Annotated in this window: 20 protein-coding genes, 3 tRNA genes and 1 pseudogene; 21 read left to right on the top strand and 3 right to left on the bottom strand. The window is 43.1% G+C overall.

From position 1 onward, the window contains the following. Positions 1-23 precede the first annotated feature (23 nt). From G4D54_18200 to G4D54_18170, 7 genes are all read left to right on the top strand, one after another. Positions 24-428, top strand: coding sequence for a PaaI family thioesterase (locus G4D54_18200; protein QJA05236.1), 405 nt, complete (start codon positions 24-26; stop codon positions 426-428). Positions 429-490: 62 nt separating this feature from the next. Continuing rightward, on the top strand, positions 491-1,306 hold the full coding sequence (locus G4D54_18195) for an alpha/beta hydrolase (GenBank protein ID QJA04226.1): 816 nt from the start codon (positions 491-493) through the stop codon (positions 1,304-1,306). A gap of 122 nt (positions 1,307-1,428) precedes the next feature. Beyond that, positions 1,429-1,959, top strand: coding sequence for a GNAT family N-acetyltransferase (locus G4D54_18190; protein ID QJA04225.1), 531 nt, complete (start codon positions 1,429-1,431; stop codon positions 1,957-1,959). 126 nt (positions 1,960-2,085) lie between these two features. Continuing rightward, complete coding sequence (locus G4D54_18185) at positions 2,086-4,278, top strand: sensor domain-containing phosphodiesterase (GenBank protein ID QJA04224.1); 2,193 nt, start codon at positions 2,086-2,088, stop codon at positions 4,276-4,278. A gap of 124 nt (positions 4,279-4,402) precedes the next feature. After that, complete coding sequence (locus G4D54_18180; GenBank protein ID QJA04223.1) at positions 4,403-5,620, top strand: MFS transporter; 1,218 nt, start codon at positions 4,403-4,405, stop codon at positions 5,618-5,620. 69 nt (positions 5,621-5,689) lie between these two features. Next, on the top strand, positions 5,690-6,229 hold the full coding sequence (locus G4D54_18175) for a cysteine hydrolase (GenBank protein QJA04222.1): 540 nt from the start codon (positions 5,690-5,692) through the stop codon (positions 6,227-6,229). A 145-nt stretch (positions 6,230-6,374) separates the two neighbouring features. Beyond that, complete coding sequence (locus tag G4D54_18170; GenBank protein QJA04221.1) at positions 6,375-6,521, top strand: hypothetical protein; 147 nt, start codon at positions 6,375-6,377, stop codon at positions 6,519-6,521. A 245-nt stretch (positions 6,522-6,766) separates the two neighbouring features. Here the strand turns inward: G4D54_18170 and G4D54_18165 are convergent, their stop codons facing one another. Both G4D54_18165 and G4D54_18160 read right to left on the bottom strand, forming a co-directional pair. Further along, entirely contained in the window at positions 6,767-7,951 is a 1,185-nt protein-coding gene (locus tag G4D54_18165; GenBank protein ID QJA04220.1) for a hypothetical protein, read from the bottom strand. A 336-nt stretch (positions 7,952-8,287) separates the two neighbouring features. Beyond that, positions 8,288-9,181 (bottom strand): AraC family transcriptional regulator, encoded by an 894-nt coding sequence (locus tag G4D54_18160; GenBank protein ID QJA04219.1) that lies wholly within the window; start codon positions 9,179-9,181, stop codon positions 8,288-8,290. 421 nt (positions 9,182-9,602) lie between these two features. Between G4D54_18160 and G4D54_18155 the strand changes: the two genes are divergently transcribed. From G4D54_18155 to G4D54_18095, 13 genes and pseudogenes are all read left to right on the top strand, one after another. Then, on the top strand, positions 9,603-10,772 hold the full coding sequence (locus G4D54_18155; protein ID QJA04218.1) for a galactokinase: 1,170 nt from the start codon (positions 9,603-9,605) through the stop codon (positions 10,770-10,772). Between the two features lie 285 nt (positions 10,773-11,057). Further along, entirely contained in the window at positions 11,058-12,080 is a 1,023-nt protein-coding gene (locus G4D54_18150) for an aldose epimerase (protein QJA04217.1), read from the top strand. 569 nt (positions 12,081-12,649) lie between these two features. Further along, positions 12,650-12,735 (top strand) — tRNA-Leu (locus G4D54_18145). Between the two features lie 193 nt (positions 12,736-12,928). Further along, positions 12,929-13,014 (top strand) — tRNA-Leu (locus G4D54_18140). 202 nt (positions 13,015-13,216) lie between these two features. After that, positions 13,217-13,999, top strand: coding sequence for a family 1 glycosylhydrolase (locus G4D54_18135; protein QJA04216.1), 783 nt, complete (start codon positions 13,217-13,219; stop codon positions 13,997-13,999). Positions 14,000-14,516: 517 nt separating this feature from the next. After that, positions 14,517-15,620, top strand: coding sequence for a helix-turn-helix transcriptional regulator (locus G4D54_18130; protein QJA04215.1), 1,104 nt, complete (start codon positions 14,517-14,519; stop codon positions 15,618-15,620). Continuing rightward, entirely contained in the window at positions 15,620-15,820 is a 201-nt protein-coding gene (locus G4D54_18125; protein QJA04214.1) for a PLDc_N domain-containing protein, read from the top strand. The genes G4D54_18130 and G4D54_18125 overlap by 1 nt, the downstream gene beginning before the upstream one ends. Positions 15,821-15,822: 2 nt before the next feature. Beyond that, on the top strand, positions 15,823-16,734 hold the full coding sequence (locus tag G4D54_18120) for an ABC transporter ATP-binding protein (protein ID QJA04213.1): 912 nt from the start codon (positions 15,823-15,825) through the stop codon (positions 16,732-16,734). After that, positions 16,731-17,495: an ABC transporter permease subunit gene (locus tag G4D54_18115; protein ID QJA04212.1), complete on the top strand. Its 765-nt coding sequence runs from the start codon at positions 16,731-16,733 to the stop codon at positions 17,493-17,495. Before G4D54_18120 ends, G4D54_18115 begins: the two co-directional genes overlap by 4 nt. Before the next feature lie 255 nt (positions 17,496-17,750). Next, positions 17,751-17,910: pseudogene (locus tag G4D54_18110) on the top strand (2-C-methyl-D-erythritol 4-phosphate cytidylyltransferase). After that, positions 17,907-19,259 carry an IS4 family transposase gene (locus tag G4D54_18105; GenBank protein QJA04211.1) on the top strand — a complete coding sequence of 451 codons (1,353 nt, stop codon included), beginning with the start codon at positions 17,907-17,909 and terminating at the stop codon, positions 19,257-19,259. Before G4D54_18110 ends, G4D54_18105 begins: the two are co-directional and overlap by 4 nt. Positions 19,260-19,474: 215 nt before the next feature. Further along, complete coding sequence (locus G4D54_18100) at positions 19,475-19,822, top strand: hypothetical protein (protein QJA04210.1); 348 nt, start codon at positions 19,475-19,477, stop codon at positions 19,820-19,822. A gap of 157 nt (positions 19,823-19,979) precedes the next feature. Next, positions 19,980-20,768 (top strand): class I SAM-dependent methyltransferase, encoded by a 789-nt coding sequence (locus G4D54_18095; protein QJA04209.1) that lies wholly within the window; start codon positions 19,980-19,982, stop codon positions 20,766-20,768. A gap of 227 nt (positions 20,769-20,995) precedes the next feature. Here the strand turns inward: G4D54_18095 and G4D54_18090 are convergent. Beyond that, positions 20,996-21,081, bottom strand: a tRNA-Leu gene (locus G4D54_18090). 254 nt (positions 21,082-21,335) lie between these two features. Between G4D54_18090 and G4D54_18085 the strand changes: the two genes are divergently transcribed. After that, the gene (locus tag G4D54_18085) at positions 21,336-21,692 is read left to right on the top strand and encodes a hypothetical protein (protein ID QJA04208.1); all 357 of its coding nucleotides are present in this window, start codon (positions 21,336-21,338) and stop codon (positions 21,690-21,692) included. Positions 21,693-21,898: the final 206 nt, after the last annotated feature.

Genomic DNA, 21,898 nt, shown 5'->3' with positions numbered 1-21,898 from the left:
CCCTCTGCAAAAAAGGTTACGTTATCTTACCTCAACAAAAGAAGCGCCTGAATTCCTCTTCTCAATATCTGCAAAGCAACGATATGCAGGTCGTGGAGGTGAAGGAAGGCTATGCGAAGGTTGAGATGATCATTGATGAACAGATTTTGAATGTACATGGCTTTGTACACGGTGGTGCACTCTATTCTCTCGCAGATACCGCAGCCGGGGCAGCGAGCTTTACCTCGGGTCGGGACAGCGTTACCTTGTCCGGTACGATCAATTATATCAAGCCGGGAAGAGGCGGCAAGCTGATCGGAATCGCACAGAAAATATCAGCCGGCAGAACGACCGGAGTTTACGAGGTTTTTATTTTCAATGACGAAGATGTTTTGCTGTCACGGGCAACCTTTACGATGTTCTTTCTCGATCAGGAACGATATCGCTAGGGAAGCAGGGAATAAAAGAAATATCTGCTGGAGATATCCGGCTTTTTGTATAGGAGGAGCGTATGCGTACAGAAACGATTCAGATACAGCTGCAGGGAAAAGCAACAGGAGCAGTCCTGCAGACGTATTTTATGGATGCATCAAAGGAGCTGTTGAACAGCACAAGGCGTCCGGCAGTGCTGCTGATGCCCGGCGGTGCATACCGCTATACCAGCGATCGGGAGGCGGAACCGCTTGCCATACGGTTAAATGCCATGGGCTTGCAGGTAGCCGTGCTTCGTTATTCCTGTGCTCCGGCTGCCTATCCCCGGGCACTGCTTGAGGCTGCGGCGGCGTTTCAGCTGTTGAAGGATAACTGCACGGCTTGGAATATCCGTCAGGACCGTATCTTTCTTATGGGCTGCTCAGCAGGGGGACATCTTGCGGCGAGTCTTGGTATAAACTGGAATCAGCCGATAATCACACAATATATTCAGAGAACGGACCTGCGTCCGTTTGCCCAGATTCTATGCTATCCCGTTATCACTGCCGGTGCCTATGCACATGAGGAAAGCATACAAAATCTATTGCAGGAGCATGCGGAGGATGAGCAGCTGCGAAACCATGTATCACTGGAGCTGCAGGTACATAAGGATGTACCCAGAACCTTTCTGTGGCATACCTATACCGATCCAACGGTTTCCGTACAAAATTCTCTGCTGTTTGCCTCTGCCTTGGTAAAGAAGGGTGTGCTGTGTGAATTTCATATGTATGATAAAGGTGCACATGGCCTGTCTACAGCCGGCAGACTGAGTCAGCGAGCCGACGGAGAGAAGCTGCAGCCGGAATGCGAAGGCTGGATGAGCCTTCTGGAAACGTGGATAAATGCAATTCTGTAAAGATTTTTTTAAAAAAGTATCCTTTATGGAAAAAACGGTATACAATAGAACTGACACTATGAAAGCGGTATGCAGAAATGCCTGCACATGTAATAAGCGTATATACTGCTTGGAGGACGAAGATGCTGCTTAGATATCAAAACTCAACCATACGGGATGCTGTAGTGCAGGATGCCGGGCAGCTTGCACAATGGTGGAATGATGGCAGGGTGATGGCACATGCAGGATTTCCAAACGGTACAGGGGAAACGGTGCAGGAAATTGCGGAAACGATAAAAAACTGCGATACATCCCATCGCTTATTGATGATAGAAATGGACGATATCGCGATTGGCGAAATGAGTGTGCGATGGAAAGCTGATGCAACAGCTGCCATAGGCATTAAGCTATGCGATGCTTCCCGGCAGAACAAGGGAATCGGAAAAGTTCTGTTGAGTATGCTGATATCCTCCCTCTTTCATGAGCAAGGCTGTCACAGGATTATCCTGTTTGTGAATCTGAACAATACAAGAGCACAGCATGTGTATGAGCAGCTTGGCTTTACCAGAGTGCGGGTGAATGAAAATTCCTGGACAGATCAGTTGGGAAGACAGCAGTCCTCAGTTGATTATGTCCTGTATCAAAAGGATTTCATCAGCTACCTGAATGGATGATAGCATGGCCGCAGGGAAGCCTTTCGCAAAACGTTACAAGCATAGGAAGACTTCCGGTATATGGATTACATATGCGGATGTATGCTGTTTATAAAAAGCAAGGGATAGTAGAAAAAGGATGATACGATGAATACACAAATTTGGAAGGAAGATACGGAAAACCAGCTCGGTGCCATGCGCATCGGCGTGTGTAAATATCTTCTCAATGAAGAGTTTTCAACATTATGGGCAAATGATACGTTTTATACGATGTGCGGATACAGTGAAGAGGAATATCACATCCTGTTTCATGACAGCGCGACCTTGTTTTTTCAGCAGACTCCAAAGGATTTTGAAAAGCTGAAGGAAATTGTTGAGCATGCATATCGAAACAAAAGTCAGCAGTACGAATGCTTCTGCCGCCTTCCTGTAAAAGGAGGGAGCTGTCTGCGGATTCATATGACCGGTACCTTTGCGGAAGAACAGATCGACGGCATACCGGTCGTTTATGTCGTTTATACCGATGTTGAGGATATGATGAGGATTCGTCAGAATCTGGAACTGGAGCATGAGCGTCTGAATCTGGCTCTGCAGATGGAAATGAAAACCGTGTCCTGTATCCGTCTGATGTATATATCCAATGATATGCAGAGCTATATGGATCAGCTGTTGAAAGAAATCGGTGAATTCATGCATGCAGAGCGCGCCTATGTGTTTGAGCTGCAGAACGGATGTATGAACAACACCTATGAGTGGTGCAGCGATGGTGTGGAATCATCCATGGAATTCTGTCAGAATATGGATGTTGAGCTGCTCGCAATCTGGAAGGATTTTATCGAGCAGGGGAAAAATGTTTCCATACCGGATGTGGAACGTATACAGAAAAGCTTTCCACAGACCTATGAGGTGCTGCACGTACAGAATATACACAGCATTGCGCTTTCTCCGATCGTTCAGAATAATAAAAGCATCGGATTTATCGGTGTGGATAATCCGGCACCTGACTATATGCGGAATTTCTCCATGCTGGAAACCATCAGCTATTTCATGAGTGTGGCGATGGAGAAAAAGGATTTGAACGACCGCCTGCTGCATAACAGCTATTACGATGATTTAACCGGTGTGTATAATCGAAATCGCTACCTTCAGGATCTGAATCAGCTCAATGGCAGGCAGATTCCCCTTGGTATCGTCTATATGGATATCAACGGATTGAAGGATATCAACGACCATCTGGGACATACCTATGGAGATAAGGTGCTGACAGAAGGAGCATCCATATTGAAAAAGGTGTTTGACACCGGCGCCATCTATCGAATCGGCGGGGATGAATTCGTTGTGTTTGTTCAGGGAATGCAGGAACAGGAATTTCTGGAGCAGGTGGGAATTCTGAAGCAGGCAATCATCGGCAGTGCGAATTGCAAGGGGGCAATCGGACATATATGGACATCCACCTGTCAGGATATATCCTCCAGGATAACAGATGCAGATGAATACATGTATCAGGATAAAATGCAGTTCTATCGGAAAAATCCAAATTCCAACCGGTACCGCTGCTGTAACGATACGGTTTTGCAGCTTGCGGACCGCTCCGTCTTGATGCAGGCATTGGAACAGCAGCGCTTTGAGGTGTATCTGCAGCCGAAGGTGAATTTCAGAAAGGAGCTTATCGGAGGAGAGGCACTGATTCGTTATCACGATGAAACGGGTACCCTGATTATGCCCAATGAATTTATTCCATCTCTGGAGGAGGCACGCACGATCCGGTACGTGGATTTCTTTGCTTTTGAACAGGTATGCAGACTGCTCAGCCGCTGGCATGCGGAAGGCAGAAGACTTACACCGCTGAGTGTGAACTTTTCACGCTACACCTTACGTATGGCGGATTTTCTGGGAGAACTGGAACGCATCTGGGGAAACTACAATGTTCCCAAGCAGTATCTGGAGATTGAAATCATAGAAAATGACGAGAGTCTGGACAATGAATTTCTGATTATGATAATGGAGCGCATCAAACGGCAGGGATATTCCATATCCATTGATGATTTCGGCGCACGCTATTCCAATATGGCCTTATTTATCAATGCGCAGCTGGATACGCTGAAGCTGGATCGCAGTATGATGCAGGATTTGCAGAATAACCGCCGTTCACAGATGCTGATATCCTCCCTTGTTCAAATCTGTCACAATCTGCAGATGCAGCTGATTGTGGAGGGAGTCGAAACAAAGGAGCAATTTGATATTTTAAAGCAGCTGGACTGTGACGGTCTGCAGGGGTATTTAATCGACCGTCCGATTCCTGTCTCTGTGTTTGAACAGAAATATATTAAGCAGAAATAAGCAAAAGCAGATGCATTCCATTGGAAACCGGCATCTGTTTTTTATGTGCTTACGTAGTTTCTCAGTTGATTTTCCACCGTATTCATAGTAAGATTTGACATGTTGTAGAAAGTGGGAGCGATATATGAACAATTCATCCATGAAATCATTTCTGTCTAAATATCATTTGCAGCTGTTTTTCTTCGCAGTTGCTCTGGAGAGTCTGGCTGCTAATTTTGCACATCCGATTACGCCGACACTCATTCAGAATCTTCAGCTACCGGATTATTCCTTCGGTATGCTGTATGCCGGTATGGCATTCACCAATTTTCTGTTTTCTCCCTTCTGGGCAAAGCAGGTCACGCGTATGGGAAGCCGCCGGGTTCTGGGTATCTGCTGTGTGGGCTACGGCATCGGACAGCTGCTGTTTGCCATCATGAAAACACTCCCCACCATTATGCTTGCCCGCCTTTTATCGGGATTCTTTGTCGGTGGTATTATGGTCAGCTTTCTGACCTATATCATTCATACAAGCACAATGGAGAACAGGGGACGCTATCTGGCGTTATCCGCTACCTTCACGACCGTATTTGCGGCTTTCGGCTATCTGATCGGCGGGTTTGCCGGTGTCGTTTCCATTCCGTTGACCTTTGCATTGCAAAGCGGTGTCCTCATTCTGTGCGGTATGCTGTTTGCGATATGTCTGCGAGAGGATAGGGAGGTAACAGGCAGGTCTGTCAGCATATGGAAGGAAGCAAATCCGTTTCAGGCATTTCTGGATGCCCGTCGCTTTATGACGCTGACATTCGCTGTTTTATTCTTTGCGGTTTTTCTGACCTCAACGGCAACAACGGCATATGATCAGAATTTCAATTATTTTATTAAGGATCAATTTCATTTCAATTCCTCTTATAACGGTATGCTGAAGGCCGTGGTCGGCTTTATATCGCTGATTGCCAATACTACGATCTGTGTATGGATCATGAAGAGGACCAACGTTAAGAAATCTGTCATCTATGTGCTGGGAGGAGCCGGTGTCACGCTGATCGCCATAACGATGCTGGAGGATATTCTGCCGTTTATCCTTATCAATATCATCTTCTTTGCATTAAATGCTATTTATATCCCTTTACTGCAGGATCTTTGTGCTTCGGCATCCAGTGCTGAGCACAGCAGCATGGTCATGGGCTTTTACAATGCGATGAAAAGTCTGGGGATGATCGCCGGGGCATTGTTCGCAGGATTTATCTATGCAGCGGGACCACGGTTATCCTTTTTGTATGCGGGTATCTTCTTTCTGATTTCCATGCTGGCAGCTATATGGTATTACAGGCGCTCCGGGCGAAATCGTGAGAATGCATAATAGCAGAGGAATAATCAGGTTAAGGGAAAAAAGGCCATTACGGTCTTTATGAGAGAATGGAGAAAACAAATGGTGCTTTTGATTGTGGATACGCAGACAATGATTATGAATGAAGCATTATATGAATTTCAGCTTCTTGAAAGCCGCATAAAAACATTGATAGCGCAAGCCAGAAGGCATGGTGTCGAGGTGGTGTATGTTCGTCACGATGATGGTGCTGAAAATGCGTTGACAAAGGGTGCACAGGGCTTTGACATATACGATGAATTCAAGCCGCTTTGCGGAGAAAAAATAGTTGATAAGAATGTAAACAGCGCTTTTAAAGACACAGGACTGACGGAATATTTAAGAGATAAAGGAGAGGATACGATCATGATTGCAGGATTGCAGACAGAGTATTGTATCAATGCAACGATCATATGCGGATTTGAACATGGATTTCACATGATTGTTCCTGCTTACACAAACAGCACGGTGGATAACGATTATATGCCGGCAAAGAAAACCTATGATTATTACAATAATTTTATTTGGAAGAACCGATATGCATCATGCGTACCTTTTGAAAGGGCATTGGAAATGATCAAGCAGAATATGCTTTGCAGGTAGCAGGGAAGAAGTGGCGTCGATGAGGGCTTAAAACGCGAGGCGATGCAAGGGAAAGACAATCGTCTCAGGCCTGCCGTGATAAGGCGTTACCTGCCGGATGCTTGGACAAGTCCGTTTGTATATATCAAAGAAAGGGAAGCTGAAAATGAAAGAGAAAGTATTTTACAGAATCATAATGGCAGCCGCATTTGTATTAACTGTATGCAGTCTGCTTACACACAACGATTGGATTCTGCTTCTTACTGCCATATTCATGGCATGCTGTGTCATCATTACATTTATCAAAAAGTGATACGACTCTCAGTTGTTTAGGACTCAATTTCGTTTTGATGAAGAATACAGTATTTCAAATGGCAGAGATGGAAGGACAACATGCTGTATGTACGTTTTAGCTTAATGCTTGCAGCGGCAGTCTGCTTTGCTATGGATATGTCCGAGAGAAACCTCTGTACGTATACAGGTCTTTTACATAGCAGATCGTGTGTGGAATAATGAAGTGGAAACGTAGTTGCATATAGAAAAACAGAATGGCAGAGGTCATTCTGTTTTTGATTCGGGTTGTCCGGCATATGTATGCAGCAGTCTACACATGGTTGTAAGAATTTTCTGTGCATGCATTAGCTGTAACGTGTCTCCTGTGACATGACAGGCTAAGGTACAGGTATCCTTCCATGTAGAGACTGATATCTGAAAGGACGGGTATATGCGGGCTCTGCCCAGAAGATACAGCTGCGTAATCGTGCAGTCGTTAAAATAGATGGATGCCGCATCGATCTTTCCCAGATTTGTGTAGGAGATTTCCGGTGAGTGAAAGCCTGCTTTTGCGACAGCTTTTGTGACGGCAAGAGGAAGGTGCTTCATAATCGGATGTAACAGCTGTATGGTATGCAGATCAGAACAGCGTGCCTTTTCCTCCTGCATTTGTTGATGGACATCCGCAAGCAGCTCCCGCCAGTCGCGATGATCCAGACCATGCAGTGTTACCTGAAAATCTCCAACGAAATTTGCAATGGACCAGCTTGGCTTTTTCTGCAGATAGGAACGAAGATTTACCGGACAGGGAATTGTCACGGCATTCGCTGCGGAGATGCTGTGCAGTGTCTGGGCATAGGCACATAGCAGAACATCGTTCACTGTACACGCAGATGGACAAATTTGCTGTAACAGCTTTCGTGGAATGCTTTGATGCAGCTCGCTGGTATGCAGGGGATGGGGAGCAAAAGGAAGTGCGGCAGGAATTGTTTTTCTTCTTTTGGTTTTTATTTTTTTCAGCTTTATGATCGGAAGGGATTCGGGGGTTCGGCAGTTTTGAAAGGAGACAGTCTCCTGGCGATAACAGGCTGTCAGCAGGCGAAGGATTTGTGTAGCTCCATCTCCGTCACACAGAATATGACTGTATCCGATGCATACAAGGTCCTGCTGTTCTTTATGTATAATCTGTATGCAGAGCTGTGCATGGTGCTCAATGTCCCAGCTTGAAAAGTCAAAGTCTTCAACCTCCTGAATCATAGAAAAAGTATCGTCCTTCTGTTTCCTCCAGCAGTTATGCTTTTTATCATAGCGTAAAGCAAGCTCGGGCAGAAACGCTATACACTGACTAACTGCATCCTTTAATCTTTCCATACAGATATGGGGCTGTATCGTCAGCTTCAGAAATAAAACAGGCTGCTCGGGTAGCGTAAGTGCCTCCAGCAAATCCAGCATACCGGCAGAACATTTCATGACAGCACTTCCTTTCCATTTTTTTCTTTATCATAACATTGAGCTAAAATATGTCAAGAGAGGACGATCTGTATGAAAAAGGGAAATACATGGAGTGGCTCAACATATGCAGGGATAGCCTTCTTTTGTAGGATGCAAAAGTTTTATAGCAAGCAGCAGATACATTCTTGTGCAGCATAGGATGCTGAATCAAATAACCATAAACTTTCCTTCGATTTACAGCTCTTTACCGTTTGTCTTAATGACATGCTGATACCAATAGAAGGAATCCTTTTTCAATCGTTTCCCGCTTCCTTTACCATAATCATCCAGATCCACATAGCGAGACAGAAGGCTTCAGCCTTGCGTTTTCATTTTTTTCCTGTATTGTAGAGGGGAGCATCCCTTCTGCTTTTTAAACGCCCGTGAGAAATAGTTGGAGTCATTGAATCCGGACAGCTGCGAAATTTCCGAAACGGAATAAGAGCCGTTCATGAGAAAGCCGATACTTTTCTCAATTCGAAATTCCAGAATAAACTCAAACAGAGACTGATGCATATAGCTCTTAAAGATTCTGCAGCATTCGTTTTTACAGACATGAATCTGACCTGCAATATCATGCAGGGTGAGCTCGCGGTTGTAATTGTTTTCCACATACAGCAGAATGGTACGGATTCTATCGTAATTCAGCATATCAGAGGTTGAAAGCTTGCGTGCAGGATGCATATGGAGATGCAGTGTTTCTAATATCGTATAAAGCTCCATCAGGATTGCCAATTCATAGGCATCCGCTTTTTCCTCATCGTACAGAGCAATGTGCTGAATAGCGGCAGTAATAGCAGAATGCCATGGTGCACTGCCGTTAAAACAGAAGGAGGAAAGGGAGAGGTCATTCACAAGCGGCTTCACATATTTCCTGTGTATCAGACTCCCTTCAAATCCGGACAGAAGTCTGGAATCGAAGGTTACGGAAATATAGGTGCAATCCTGCTCATGATACATGGTTCCCGCATGCAGGGCATTTGCATTGCAGAACAATGCATCCCCTTTTTTGACATGGTATTCCTGATGATTGATTCTGTACAGCATTTCTCCGCCGGTGATCAGTGTCATTTCAATTTCCGGGTGCCAGTGCCAGAGAAAAGAACCGGAATCGTAAGCGGTTATTTTCTCATAGCTGACCAGCAAAGGGAATGTGTGACTTCCATGTGCCTTTATTTCTTTTTTTGTTTCATCCGTTATAATCTGCATATCTGCCTCCGGTATTGATTATGATTATAATCTATCATACTATAAAATCCTGTTTTTGGCGCATTTGATATCAAAAATAAGGGGATATTCTTAAAATAATGCTGTTTTTTATCAAGATAGTTAAGGTCTGTGCGGTTAGGAAAGCTTATGATGTATATGAGGAGTAACCGTTTTCATGCTTTTGCACAGCAGCAGGCGTAACAGATTTGACAAGGCGTTCATCTTTTGATGAAAGCTAAGGTCAGCGCATGTTGTCAAACAGGATACAATTCCGTTGTTGGCTGCAGAAGCATGGATATGCGCAAGCTGTTCACACTTCAAGAAAGGTGTGGTGCTGCGAGTCTCTCAGCAATAAAAAAGCACTATGCCTGCTCATAAAAGGCTGTATATCTGAGCAGGGACTTAATCAGGAGGATACTTCATGAAAAAACGATTGATTAAAGAATTTACAGATATATTCGAGGTACCGGGTGAGGCATTGTTCTTTTCCCCGGGACGTGTAAATCTGATTGGAGAGCATACTGACTATAACGGCGGCATGGTGTTTCCATGTGCCATCACGTTTGGTACCTATGCTGTTGTCTCAAAACGAACAGATTCGTGTATGCGTTTATTTTCCAATAATTTTAAAGAGAAAGGGATTATTGACGTTGCATTGCAAACGCTGCACTATGATAAAAAGGATGACTGGGCGAATTATGTAAAAGGCGTCCTGTACTTCCTGCAGCAGGAAGGCTTTGAAATTCCATGTGGTTTAAACATACTGATTGAAGGCAACATACCAAACGGGGCAGGGCTTTCCTCCAGTGCATCGCTGGAGGTGCTGACTGGAACAATTCTGAAAGAAACCTTTCAGCTTCCCATCAGTAAGCTGGATATTATCAAGCTGTCGCAAAAAGCAGAGAATCAGTTTGTCGGCATGAACTGTGGTATCATGGATCAGTTTATCATCGGAATGGGGAAAAAGGATCATGCGATCGCACTGGATACCGGCACATTGGAATATACCTATGCACCCGTTCAGCTAAAACAGGCTAGTATTATTATCATGAATACCAACAAGCAGCGCGGACTGACGGATTCCAAGTATAACGAACGACGTGCTGAGTGTGAGCATGCGCTTTCCCAAATCCAAACGGTTGTGAAGATTAAAAATTTATGTGATCTGAAGGAAACGGAATTTGAGAAGGTGCAGCACGTCATCACCAGTCCGGTGGAAAGAAAGCGTGCCCGTCATGCTGTGCTGGAAAACATACGTGTGAAAAAAGCGATAGCGGCATTGGAAAAAAACGATATTGAAGAATTTGGTGCTTTGATGAATGCCTCTCATATCTCCCTGCGTGATGATTATGAGGTTACCGGGATAGAACTGGATACGCTTGTGGAAAGTGCATGGAACCAGTCAGGGACAATCGGGGCACGGATGACAGGAGCAGGATTTGGAGGCTGTGCGATTGCAATTGTCAGAAATGATGATATTGAGGACTTCACAGCTGCAGTGCGCAGAGAGTATACACAGGCAATCGGATATGAACCGGATTTCTATATCGCATCCATTGGTGACGGTGCAGGGAAACTGGCGGAGCTGTGAAGGCTGAGATTACGTTTTGCTGAGGAATGGTACAGAATGCAATGTCATGTAAAACGGGGTGGAAAGTTTTTAGAAACATCTGACTGTATTCCTGGGGACATCCTTTGCTGCATGCATATATGGAAAATCATTTGAAACAGGTACTGAAGGCTGCGGGTCTATGAACTGTACGTTTGCTTCGATTGTGTAGGAAGGTGCAATGCAGCAATATGCACATGGATATCACTGCATTTGTCCTTTTATATTTGTGTCTGCGCAATATGCGAAAGAGAAATGGAGTAAATCATGAAAAAAAAGGTTGCAGAATTTTCACAAGGTGCTGTTTATGCATATACAATTCAGAATGAGGCTATACATATGACAGCCTTGAATTTCGATGCTGTGATTACGGAGTTGAAAACCTCGGATCGAAGCGGCAATATGGAGAATGTGGTCGCTGCTTTTCCCGATATCATGGACTATGAGCGACAGCAGGGGCCGTATCTGAATGCAGTCGTCTCACCGGTGGCAGGAAGAATCGCCTATGGCAGCTATTCAATGGAGAACACCGTTCATCAGCTTTCAATCAATAACGGCTGTCATCATCTGCATGGTGGTACGGGTGGTATATCCAGACAGTTGTTTCATGTTGAAGAGGAGGAACAGGCACTGCATTTTCATCTGGAATGCCGTCATGACATGGACGGATTTCCACAGGGTACCTACCGCTATGATATATGGTATCGGCTCAGTGGAAACAATCTGATAATAGAATACCATGGAACACCTCCGCAGAAATCGCTGATGAATATGACTTCCCATATGTATTTCAATCTGTCGGGAAATTTGCGGGAATCCATATTGCAGCATGACCTGCGTATTGACAGTGTGGAAAAACTGAAAATTCATCCGGATGGACATCCGTTTGAAAAAGAGAAAATTGAAGCCGGAAGTGCCTTTGATTTCCGGAATCTGACACCGATACAAAAGCGCTATAAGCTTGGCCATCCCGAGTTTCAATATACCAGAGCATATGATACGCCGTTTTTGCTGGGGCCTAACGGCATCACCTTATATCATGCAGGAAGTGGAAGACGTCTGGATATGACTACTGATGCGCCTTCTCTGGTTTTGTATAGTGCAAATTATTTTGATGATGAGAATCTTGTATTGAATCATCATCGAAGGGGAGAGGCATTTATCGCTCTGGCGCTGGAAACACAGGACCTGCCAAACGGTGTAAATATCAGGAATGCCGAAGTGCATCCATTTTATGATGCACGGCATCCGTATAAGCAGAAAACGGTATATACCTTTTCTCATATGTAAAGCTGGTCAACCATCGGCATCAAAATTTGAAAGCAATAGAGATATCGTGTATCCTTCTTTAAAATATAGATAAAGAGGAAGGCATAGGGCTTTCTTTGAATGCAGATGCTCATACAGGCAGTACTGGCGAAGAAGAAAAACGTGCAGGAAACATAAGAATGCTTCAACAACTTGCTTTATCGCAATAAATATGGAACAGCTTGCATTCCACAGGCTGTTCTTTTGTACAGAATCTGTGAAACTGCATGATCTGTCAACTTCTTTGATGTCTTTTATTGAAATTTCTGAACATTAGGTAATTCATAAAAGAAAAGCAGACAGGTCTTCTTATATAAAAGACACGCAGAAACTGGAGAATAAGCGGCTATCGTATGGTGATTGCATTCGCAGGTTAAAAGGGTACTGGCGCTTAAAAGGTAATGAAGCATATAAAATCATCCGGTAAGATGATGCAGACAAGGGGGAGGCATCATAGTAAGGAAAAACGAAATGAAATTTCATAGGGAAAATATGTTTTTAAGGTAGACAAAATAAAGATTTTAGTGTATTATTGTAGGGCACTCAATCATGCAGGAGTGGTGGAACGGCAGACACGCTGTCTTCAGGCGGCAGTGCGAGCAATCGCGTGAGAGTTCAAATCTCTTCTCCTGCACCATTTGTTGAGTCAGACGCTCTATATCAGCGTCTTTTTTTGTTTTGAAAAATATATGTCCTGCCATGCACACATGGGATACCTGCCAGCATTTGCAATCATTGCAGGGAAAGTAAAGTAAAAAAATGATTTTTTTCCATTTAGGGGTAGACAAATCATTTTTTTCAGTGTATTATAATTGAGCATCATGAAACATGCAGGAGTGGTGGAACGGCAGACACGCTGTCTTCAGGCGGCAGTGCGAGCAATCGCGTGAGAGTTCAAATCTCTTCTCCTGCACCATGATAAGCACAAAAGCGCTCTATATCAGCGCTTTTTTTGTTTTATAGGATAATAGTAAATAAATACACAGTATCGTGTATATCGGATATACATATAGCCGTAGTTGCTGTAGCTTACTTTTCCTCATGTCAGTATCTTTTCCTCTCCCGCAAATATTCCATATAGATACTGCAGGAGGGAAAGAAAATGCCTGCGGCAGAATATGACAACAGAACGCTGTGTTCTTGCAGCACATGAAATTGATGAAACATTGCAGGTAGGGAATATGCAGAGCAAGCAGGTGTATTATCCGAAAACCTGCAGTCCACAGGATAATCTGCAGCAGCTTTTTGATACCGGTATGGATTTACTGTTTCCGGATGTGCAGTGCAAGGGAGAATATCCATACTATATGAAACGCTTTTTTGAACAGAATAACGTTGTTCTTCCTATGCAGGAGGGAGATGAAGAGGTATTGAAAAAGGGGACTGTTGATTTCATGAGCTTCAGCTATTACAGCAGTATTGTATCAGGATATAACGGTGATTCCTTAAAGCTGCATACCTCCAATTTAATGGGTGCTGAGAAAAACAATTATGTGGAATACAGTGCGTGGGACTGGGCAATCGATCCAATCGGTATGCGTATTGCGTTGAATCATATGTATGACCGTTATCATTTGCCGATCTTTATCTCCGAGTGCGGCTTCGGTGCCTATGATCAGGTGGAAGCCGATGGTATGGTTCACGATGATTACCGAATTGATTTCCTGCAGAAGCAGTTGACACAGGTGAAGGAAGCAATTCGTGACGGGGTAGAGGTATTCGGATTTACCGCATGGTGTCCGATTAATCTTGTATCACAGACAACATCAGAATTTTCTAAGCGATACGGCTTTGTATATGTGGATTTGGATGATTATGGCAACGGTACGTATGAGCGTACACCAAAGAAAAGCTTTTACTGGTATAAAAAAGTGATTGCATCCAATGGTGAAGAGCTATAAGCCGTTATAAAACAGAATTCGCCTATCTTAACTAGAGGATAATTACGCTGTGAGGAGGGTACGACGCAATCATACGTTTGTGCCCTTTTTTGCAGGTGTTGGAAAGCGTCTGTCTGTTATCAGCAGGACGTAGTGTTTTCAGTTGCTTGAACCTTTTTCAGACAGGGCCAAGCAAACGGATATTTTATACCCATCACCCATAAATGCATAGCATAGAATACATCTGTACCTTCAGATAAAGCTGTAAAGCAGCCTCAGCCTGAGAAGCTGTTTTTTATGTTGTGAGAGCCGTTTGTAATACTTATATGATTTCAGGCCTGATCACATATGTGTCAATGGGAATGGCATATGTCTGGAAAAAATTCTATTTGATATTGATGAACCGATAGACTAAGGAGTATGCATTGCCGGCATATATTGTTTCTTGCTGGGAAATATTTCTTCCTGAAGTTGCGTTTTATGCCATTGTAACTCTGCGGGGAAACGATATAATAAAAGCAGAAAGAAGGAATGAACAATGACGACGATTCGACTTGGAAAAAAGCTTATCGCGCTGCGAAGAGACGCGAACATGACGCAGGAAGAGCTGGCTGCCTATATGGGTGTATCGAAATCCAGTGTTTCCAAGTGGGAAACCGAAACGACCCTGCCGGATATCCTGCTGCTGCCCCAGCTGGCCACTTTGTTTAATGTCAGTGTGGATGAGCTGATCGGATATGAACCGCAGCTGAGTATGGAGGCTGTAAACAAGCTGTATCTGCAGCTCAGTGCTGAATGGAGCCGGGACAGCGCCAATGCGTATGCTCACAGTGAGGAGCTGATACGCAAATATTATTCCTGCTTTCCCTTTCTGCTGCAGATGGCAGGGCTTTATCTTAATCACTACATGCTGCATGAACAACCGGAGCAGGTTATGAAGCGCAGCGAGGAGCTGTGTGACCGTGTGATTGCGGAAAGTGAGGAAAACAGTCTGGTAAAGGATGCAATCTCTTTGAAAATAACCTATTTGATTACCAGCCGTCAGCCGCAAAAGGCCTTGCAGCTTCTCGGTGAAGAGGCAAAGCCAATCGCACAGGACAGTGAGATGATTGCAGCGTGCTATCAAATGCTGGGAAAGCCAAAGCAATCCAGCCGCATCTTTCAAATTTGCATCTATCAGCATCTGTTGTTCGTAATACAGGATATGGCAAGCTACATGATGATGAATATGGAGGATGAGCAGTTGTGCGATGAAACAATGCACCGTATGCTGGAAATGCTGAAGCTGTTTCATATCGATGCACTGCATACCATCACCTCAACGATGGTCTATATGTCCTGCGCCATGGTTTATGCACAGCGCGGGGATAAGGAATCCGCCTTGCATATGCTGGAACGGATGGTCGACGTGATTATCCGATACGATCTTGCCCATATGAAGATTCATAGGGATATATATTTTACGGAGGTGGAAGCCTGGATGGAGTCTTTACAGCTGCGCACACAGGCTCCCAGAGACGGCGGAGTTATTCTGGATTCACTGATTCAGGAGCTGCAGCCGCCTGTATTTGATTTTCTGAAGGAAGAACCACGCTATCAGGCCTGCTTGCAGAAGCTAAAGGCTGAAAAGGAGAGAGCATAATGGATACACTTATGGAATATCTGCCGGCATTACTGCCGCTGATTCTGCTGGAGCTTGGTCTGGCTATATTTGCATTGATTCATCTGATTCGTCATCCGCACGTAAGGATAGGAAACAAATGGATCTGGATACCGGTTATTTTGTTTCTTCAGTTTCTGGGGCCGATTCTCTATTTTGTAATCGGCAGAGAGGAGCAGTAGCAATGGATGTATTAACACTACGCAATCTGCATAAAGCCTTCGGAAGGCAGAAGGTTCTGCAGGGCATCGATTTAACGGTACCGCAGCACAGTATCTTCGGGTTTATAGGAAAAAACGGTGCGGGAAAAACAACGACAATGAAAACGATTCTCGGTCTGGAAAAGGCGGATGCCGGGGAATTGTATATTATGCAGGAGCCGGTTGTTTTTGGAAATACCAGAACGAACCGTTATATCGGCTATGTCAGTGATGTCCCTGAATTTTACGGCTTTATGACAGCACGGGAGTATTTGCAGCTGTGTGCTGAGATATCCGGTCTTGCTGCGCAGAAGGCAAAGACACGGATTGATGAGCTATTACAGCTGGTGGGATTATCAGAGACCGGAAAAAAACGATGTGCCACGTTTTCCAGAGGGATGAAGCAGCGCCTTGCGATTGCGCAGGGGCTGCTGAATGAGCCTAAGCTGCTGATAGCAGATGAGCCGACATCGGCGCTGGATCCGCAGGGTCGCAAGGAGATTCTGACAATACTGGAAAAGGCAAAAGAGAAAACGACGGTATTGTTTTCCACACATATCCTGAGTGATGTGGAAAGCATTTGTGATTCCATCGCCATTCTGCATGAGGGAAAGATCGCCGTAAGCGGAAATTTACATGAGCTGCTGCAGATGAAGGGAACTGCATCGCTTTATGTGGAAACTAAGTGTGAGGAGGAGTGCTCGCTGTTGCTGGAAGCATTGCGAAAACGGGGCATTGCCGTACAACAGACACATCCGTATGCAGTGCAGTTGCCGGATCATATGGAAACACAGCAGCAGGTTTTAGCTATTGTAAATGCGCAGGGGCTGCGGCTGCAGAGGCTGGAGCGCATGCGTCCGACTCTGGAACAGTATTTTCTGGAGGTGACAAAATGAAGGGATTCACAGCGTTTATGAAAAAGGAGCTGCTGGAGGCAGTACGTTCCTATAAGCTTGTCATATTATTGATTGTATTTGCAGCACTGGGATTTATGAATCCAGTCAGTGCACGTTATTTACCGGAGCTGGTCGCAGGCTTTCTGCCGGAGGGTATGCATATGGAGATTCCACAGCCTGTCGTACTTGATTCCTGGCTCCAGTTCTTCAAAAATACGGCGCAGATCGGCTTGATAGCAATCATTATTATGTGCTCATCCTCAATGGCGAATGAAATCGGAAAGGGGGTTCTGATACCGCTGCTGGCAAAAGGGATGCCCCGCAACAGCGTTCTTGCCGCAAAATTTATTTCCATATCATGCTTGTGGACATTGTCTCTGGGATGCTCATTCCTGATTACCTTTCTGTACAATTTCGTATTCTGGGAAAGCTCTCTCGTGCCGCATCTGTTTCCGCTTGTGACTGGGGTATGGCTGTTTGGTTTGATGATGACAGCCTCTATGATTCTGGGGGGCGTGTATAAGGGGACTGTTTCCGGAAGTCTGCTGTGTGCCGGCTGCCTGTTTCTGCTCTGTGTGCTGATAACGATGTTTGCTGCGGTGGCAGATTATTCACCCTTTGTGTTTTTGTCACAGTACCAGTCTTATCTTACCGATGGCATCACGATGCAGGAATTTCTGAAGCCTGCAGTCTGTGCAGTTACTGTTACCCTGCTTCAGCTGGCAGCGGCAGTTATTATATTTCATCGTAAAAGTCTATAATTGAAAAAGCAGTCACTTTTTACAGCAATGTCATCAACTTAAGGTATCTTGACAAATGTGTGGTTTATTGTATAGAAAACGAAAAAAGGTGAAATGATTACCTAAAATGGGTATCTATTTCACCTTTAATTATGCTATAATTGTAGTGTGAAATGAAAGGATGATTACACATTATTTAATATATATCTAAATTGATTTGTAGTGTGTACGATGGTGCTGTTATGTATGTGAGAACTTGGAAAAAAAGGATCCAAAATCTATGCCAGTATTGTGAAATCTACTAGAAATGGTACAAAAAGTTTCTCAGGAGACTGTTGCTTATCTTGGAGAAGTCACTTTTGATCAGATCCCTTATCTTAAAGCTGCTTATGCTAAGAATAAACCATTATTGGTTTATCCGGAGGAGTCCTTATGATGTCGTGTGAAAAATCTTATCTAAACAGGATTCATAGAACCGCTTTTCTGCTCGATACTGAATATATTGATATTATCCGTGGAAATAATCAAAATGCTTATACGAGAAAGAGAAAAATCCTTTTGCCTCATATCTTTATGCAGATGCTTGCCACAACCGGAAAATCACAGAAGAATGAAATTTCTGATTTCATTGAACAAGTTGATGAAAATATAGAAATATCACAAACAGGTTATTTTAATGCGCGGATGAAATTTAACCCTGATGCCCTTCGTACAATTCTTCATGATATCAACAGAGATGTATATGCAGAAAAGAAATTATTAAAATTAAATGATTATTATATTATGGCGATTGATGGAAGCGATTTTTTGATACCTAAATGGAGAGATAATAAAGAGGTTTGGAAAACAAAATTGCACGATGGCGATAATGATCCTGTGATGGGTTCTGCTTCCAGTATTTTTGATGTCATTAATAAATGTATTATAGATATATCTATAAATTCGTATAAATACAGTGAGAAATCAAGCGCAGAAGATCATTTGGGTTATGCACGAGATATCTTACCTCAAGGATCAAAAATGGTTTGTATATTTGACAGAGGATATCCTTCTATTAAGCTGATCGATCAGATGTTAGAAAGCGGTCAATATTTTGTCTTTCGATTAAAAGCAAATGATTTTAAAAGGGAATGTGAAGAACTTCGTGATGATGAAGATGATAAATGGATTGATGTCATATATGGTAGATTGCGGAGTAATCACTTCCGTGAGGATAGATCATTTCGGATAAAACTTATGAATACTACCTACCATTTACGTTTTGTGAAATTCCAAATCGTACTCAATGACGGAAGTACAGCTACAGAGATATTATTGACAAATCTTTCTGAAACTGATTTTGATACAGAAAGTATGAAGGAACTGTATCATCTGCGCTGGGACATAGAAACCTGCTATCGCTCCATGAAGTCACAATTAAAGATGGAAGAATTCTCAGGTTATCGGGAACAATTGATAAAGCAGGATATATACGCATGTGCATTAGTATACAATGCTGTATCTGATATCGTATGTTCAAAAGAAAACTTAAGTACCATACAACAGGAAAGATATAAATATGAGATGGCATTTAATAGAAATTATGCGAGTGGAAAATTGAAACACTATCTACTGAAGATATTTGTGTATTATGATCATCCAAAGCTAGCCAAAAAAGCATCAGTAAAAATGGATAAAGAGATGATGCGTCATCTCTGTCCAATACGCCAAGACAGAAATAGCATATATAGCAGACAGAAAAAGCGATTGAATAAACATAGAATGACTTATCGTTATTCTTATTGATGTAGTGTGAAATAGTATGATAGTACCAAATTCGTGTTTTTTTGCGCACTTATTTTTCAAAAAAAAGTATCCTCTATAGGAACATATTGATTGTTCTCTATACTGAATACTCTTTTTTTGTCAAGATACCTTAAGTTGATGACATTGCTTTTTACAGTGGCTGCTTTTCCCTTGTTCTTTCTTACTCCAGGGTGTTTGCAAATAGGAGGATGCAAATGCTATTGATAAATACATTCGTGTTGTATTCTCCTAATTTTGGATTACCCCATAAGGGAGTAGGAATTTTTCTTGTTACAGGATTCTTTTTCTTCTGGAAAGGGGAAAGAGTAGAATCAATGATGAAATCCCGAATCGTAATTGATCCGATGATAAGGGGAGGAGACGATTTGGTAAAACGATCATTCAGGATGAAAAATGATCATGGAATGAAATTATCACTGCAGCTTCAGAAAACAGATATCTCTGTTTTCTACCTTATCCTATGTTCAGAAAGGGCTGCAGTATTGGCAAAACACCAGTTCCATGCAGAAATTTCAGAAAATTATATCACACGCATAATATAATAGAAGGTATGGTGAGTTTGCAGCAGCTCTAATTACGAAAACCAGGCTGTATGCTCCAGATTTATGATATAATTTAAGAAATCAGTTATGCTTGCATACTGGGGAAGGAGGCTAAATAAGATGAATATAATGATAGGAAAGAGAGTACAGAGAAAACATGAGCTATATAGAAATGAACAAGGAAGCTTGGGAGGAAGCGTTCAACAATAGAATCAATGGCTGGGGAGATGCAGTCGTTGAAAACCTCCAGGCGTCATCCGCTTATTACATTCAGCCCGCATTACAGGCTGAGCTTGATCAACTGAATCTTGCTGGAAAACATGTTGCGCAGTTTTGCTGCAGCAACGGCAGGGAGCTGCTATCCATCTGCAGACACTATGGGGCAGTTGGTACCGGCTTTGATATTGCAGAAAATCTGATTGCACAGGGGCAAATGCATGCAAAGCAGCTGCATGTACCATGTAGCTTTTTAGCTATGAATATTCTGGATATAGGAAGCGAATATCATCAGAAATTCGATGTGATCCTGTTTACGATCGGTGCAATTACCTGGTTTCAGGATGTAAACGCACTTTTTCAGGTGGTGTCCGACTGTCTAAAGCCAAAGGGCATTATGCTGCTTCATGATTTTCATCCACTCATGAATATGCTCCCTCTGCCGGGAGAGGAGTGCTACTGTGATGATGCCGTTAGACTGCTGGAGCACAAATATTTTACGGAGGAGCCATGGATTGAAAACAATGGGATGGGGTATATTTCCGGAGATTATGCATCCAAGACATTCACAAGCTTTTCACACTCCATTTCAGAGCTTGTTAACAGCACCATACAAAGCGGTATGAGTGTAAAGCTGCTGAATGAATATGATTATGATATCGGACTGTCGGATGTATATGATGCAATGGGCTTGCCGTTATCCATGCTGCTCATGGCTGAGAAAGTATAAACATATGACGCTAGCTTAGTCTTGAGTTCAGAAAATATAATAAAATAAGAAACGGGGAAGATACCCGAATGCGTTTGAAAATCAGGCTGTTGATCTGGGATGCTGAGATCGATGCCTGATTTTTATTCATATAAAAGGCAGCAGCAGTCTCAAACAGAGTGAATATAATGATCTGCATACTGTGAACCATATAAAAAAGCCGATATTTACCGGCTTATTTATCAAAATGGTGCAGACGATGAGATTTGAACTCACACGAGCATACGCTCACTACCCCCTCAAAGTAGCGTGTCTGCCATTCCACCACGTCTGCGTTTCCTAAATGCCTATTTATCATACTATATTTTTCATGAATAATCCAGATGTTTTTGAAAAAAATAAGAGAATTGTATCAGGAACGGTATGGTTCACTGAGGAAATACGATACAATCAGGGATACCATAGAGTGAATCCGTTGATGATAGGTGGGAACGCTTACCTGAAAAATTCTTTAAAAATTCACATAGTACACATATTATTCACACATTTGTAGTAGATAATAGGGACACGTAAAGAAAGGTTGAAATCATGAAAACGAAAAAAGAAATGAAAATCTCCAAGGCAAGTATCGTCTTTTATGTGGCCTCTGTTATCTTCCTGGCAATTGCCGCTTTTGAAATCTATCAGGCGTATCTGACGGTGGAAAGCTATAAAACAACATATACACTGCAGCTGACAGATATTCTCAATTTGTATTTCACCGGCTGTGTACCTTACTTTGGCTTCGCTTTTTTGGCCTATGGAATCGGTGAGGTTCTGAAGAAAATCAATGATCTGACAAGTACACTTCGTCTGTGTATTGAGGATGTAATCGAAGAAGAGGTGGAAGAGGAAGCAGAAGAGTTTGTTTCAGAGCCCGTAGCAAATGAAATGAAGAATGCCTGATATCAAGCAAAGCTGTAGCCTGTAAAACGGATGCCGAAACTATATCGGTTTTCTGGATACAGGTTTTTTTACTATTCTATTCTGCTTTCTGAGGTGACTCGCATCATAATATAGGAAATATTCTGTCAGCTGATGGATTCCTTTTGTATATTGCTGTTTACAGATATATGCGAAATTTATTTCAAGCTGGAAACAGGAAGGTGAAA

Origin of the sequence: [Clostridium] innocuum, from assembly GCA_012317185.1 — a bacterium.
Lineage (GTDB): Bacteria > Bacillota_I > Bacilli_A > Erysipelotrichales > Erysipelotrichaceae > Clostridium_AQ > Clostridium_AQ innocuum.
Note: the sequence above shows the minus strand (reverse complement) of the source record. Positions and strands in the feature narration are given on the sequence as shown.

What these genes read in the sequence shown, in the direction of transcription:
- G4D54_18195 (QJA04226.1), top strand. Translation starts at nt 491, where the DNA reads ATGCGTACAGAAACGATTCAGATACAGCTGCAGGGAAAAGCAACAGGA.
- G4D54_18190 (QJA04225.1), top strand. Translation starts at nt 1,429, where the DNA reads ATGCTGCTTAGATATCAAAACTCAACCATACGGGATGCTGTAGTGCAG.
- G4D54_18185 (QJA04224.1), top strand. Translation starts at nt 2,086, where the DNA reads ATGAATACACAAATTTGGAAGGAAGATACGGAAAACCAGCTCGGTGCC.
- G4D54_18180 (QJA04223.1), top strand. Translation starts at nt 4,403, where the DNA reads ATGAACAATTCATCCATGAAATCATTTCTGTCTAAATATCATTTGCAG.
- G4D54_18175 (QJA04222.1), top strand. Translation starts at nt 5,690, where the DNA reads ATGGTGCTTTTGATTGTGGATACGCAGACAATGATTATGAATGAAGCA.
- G4D54_18170 (QJA04221.1), top strand. Translation starts at nt 6,375, where the DNA reads ATGAAAGAGAAAGTATTTTACAGAATCATAATGGCAGCCGCATTTGTA.
- G4D54_18165 (QJA04220.1), bottom strand. Translation starts at nt 7,951, where the DNA reads ATGAAATGTTCTGCCGGTATGCTGGATTTGCTGGAGGCACTTACGCTA.
- G4D54_18160 (QJA04219.1), bottom strand. Translation starts at nt 9,181, where the DNA reads ATGCAGATTATAACGGATGAAACAAAAAAAGAAATAAAGGCACATGGA.
- G4D54_18155 (QJA04218.1), top strand. Translation starts at nt 9,603, where the DNA reads ATGAAAAAACGATTGATTAAAGAATTTACAGATATATTCGAGGTACCG.
- G4D54_18150 (QJA04217.1), top strand. Translation starts at nt 11,058, where the DNA reads ATGAAAAAAAAGGTTGCAGAATTTTCACAAGGTGCTGTTTATGCATAT.
- G4D54_18135 (QJA04216.1), top strand. Translation starts at nt 13,217, where the DNA reads ATGACAACAGAACGCTGTGTTCTTGCAGCACATGAAATTGATGAAACA.
- G4D54_18130 (QJA04215.1), top strand. Translation starts at nt 14,517, where the DNA reads ATGACGACGATTCGACTTGGAAAAAAGCTTATCGCGCTGCGAAGAGAC.
- G4D54_18125 (QJA04214.1), top strand. Translation starts at nt 15,620, where the DNA reads ATGGATACACTTATGGAATATCTGCCGGCATTACTGCCGCTGATTCTG.
- G4D54_18120 (QJA04213.1), top strand. Translation starts at nt 15,823, where the DNA reads ATGGATGTATTAACACTACGCAATCTGCATAAAGCCTTCGGAAGGCAG.
- G4D54_18115 (QJA04212.1), top strand. Translation starts at nt 16,731, where the DNA reads ATGAAGGGATTCACAGCGTTTATGAAAAAGGAGCTGCTGGAGGCAGTA.
- G4D54_18105 (QJA04211.1), top strand. Translation starts at nt 17,907, where the DNA reads ATGATGTCGTGTGAAAAATCTTATCTAAACAGGATTCATAGAACCGCT.
- G4D54_18100 (QJA04210.1), top strand. Translation starts at nt 19,475, where the DNA reads ATGCTATTGATAAATACATTCGTGTTGTATTCTCCTAATTTTGGATTA.
- G4D54_18095 (QJA04209.1), top strand. Translation starts at nt 19,980, where the DNA reads ATGAGCTATATAGAAATGAACAAGGAAGCTTGGGAGGAAGCGTTCAAC.
- G4D54_18085 (QJA04208.1), top strand. Translation starts at nt 21,336, where the DNA reads ATGAAAACGAAAAAAGAAATGAAAATCTCCAAGGCAAGTATCGTCTTT.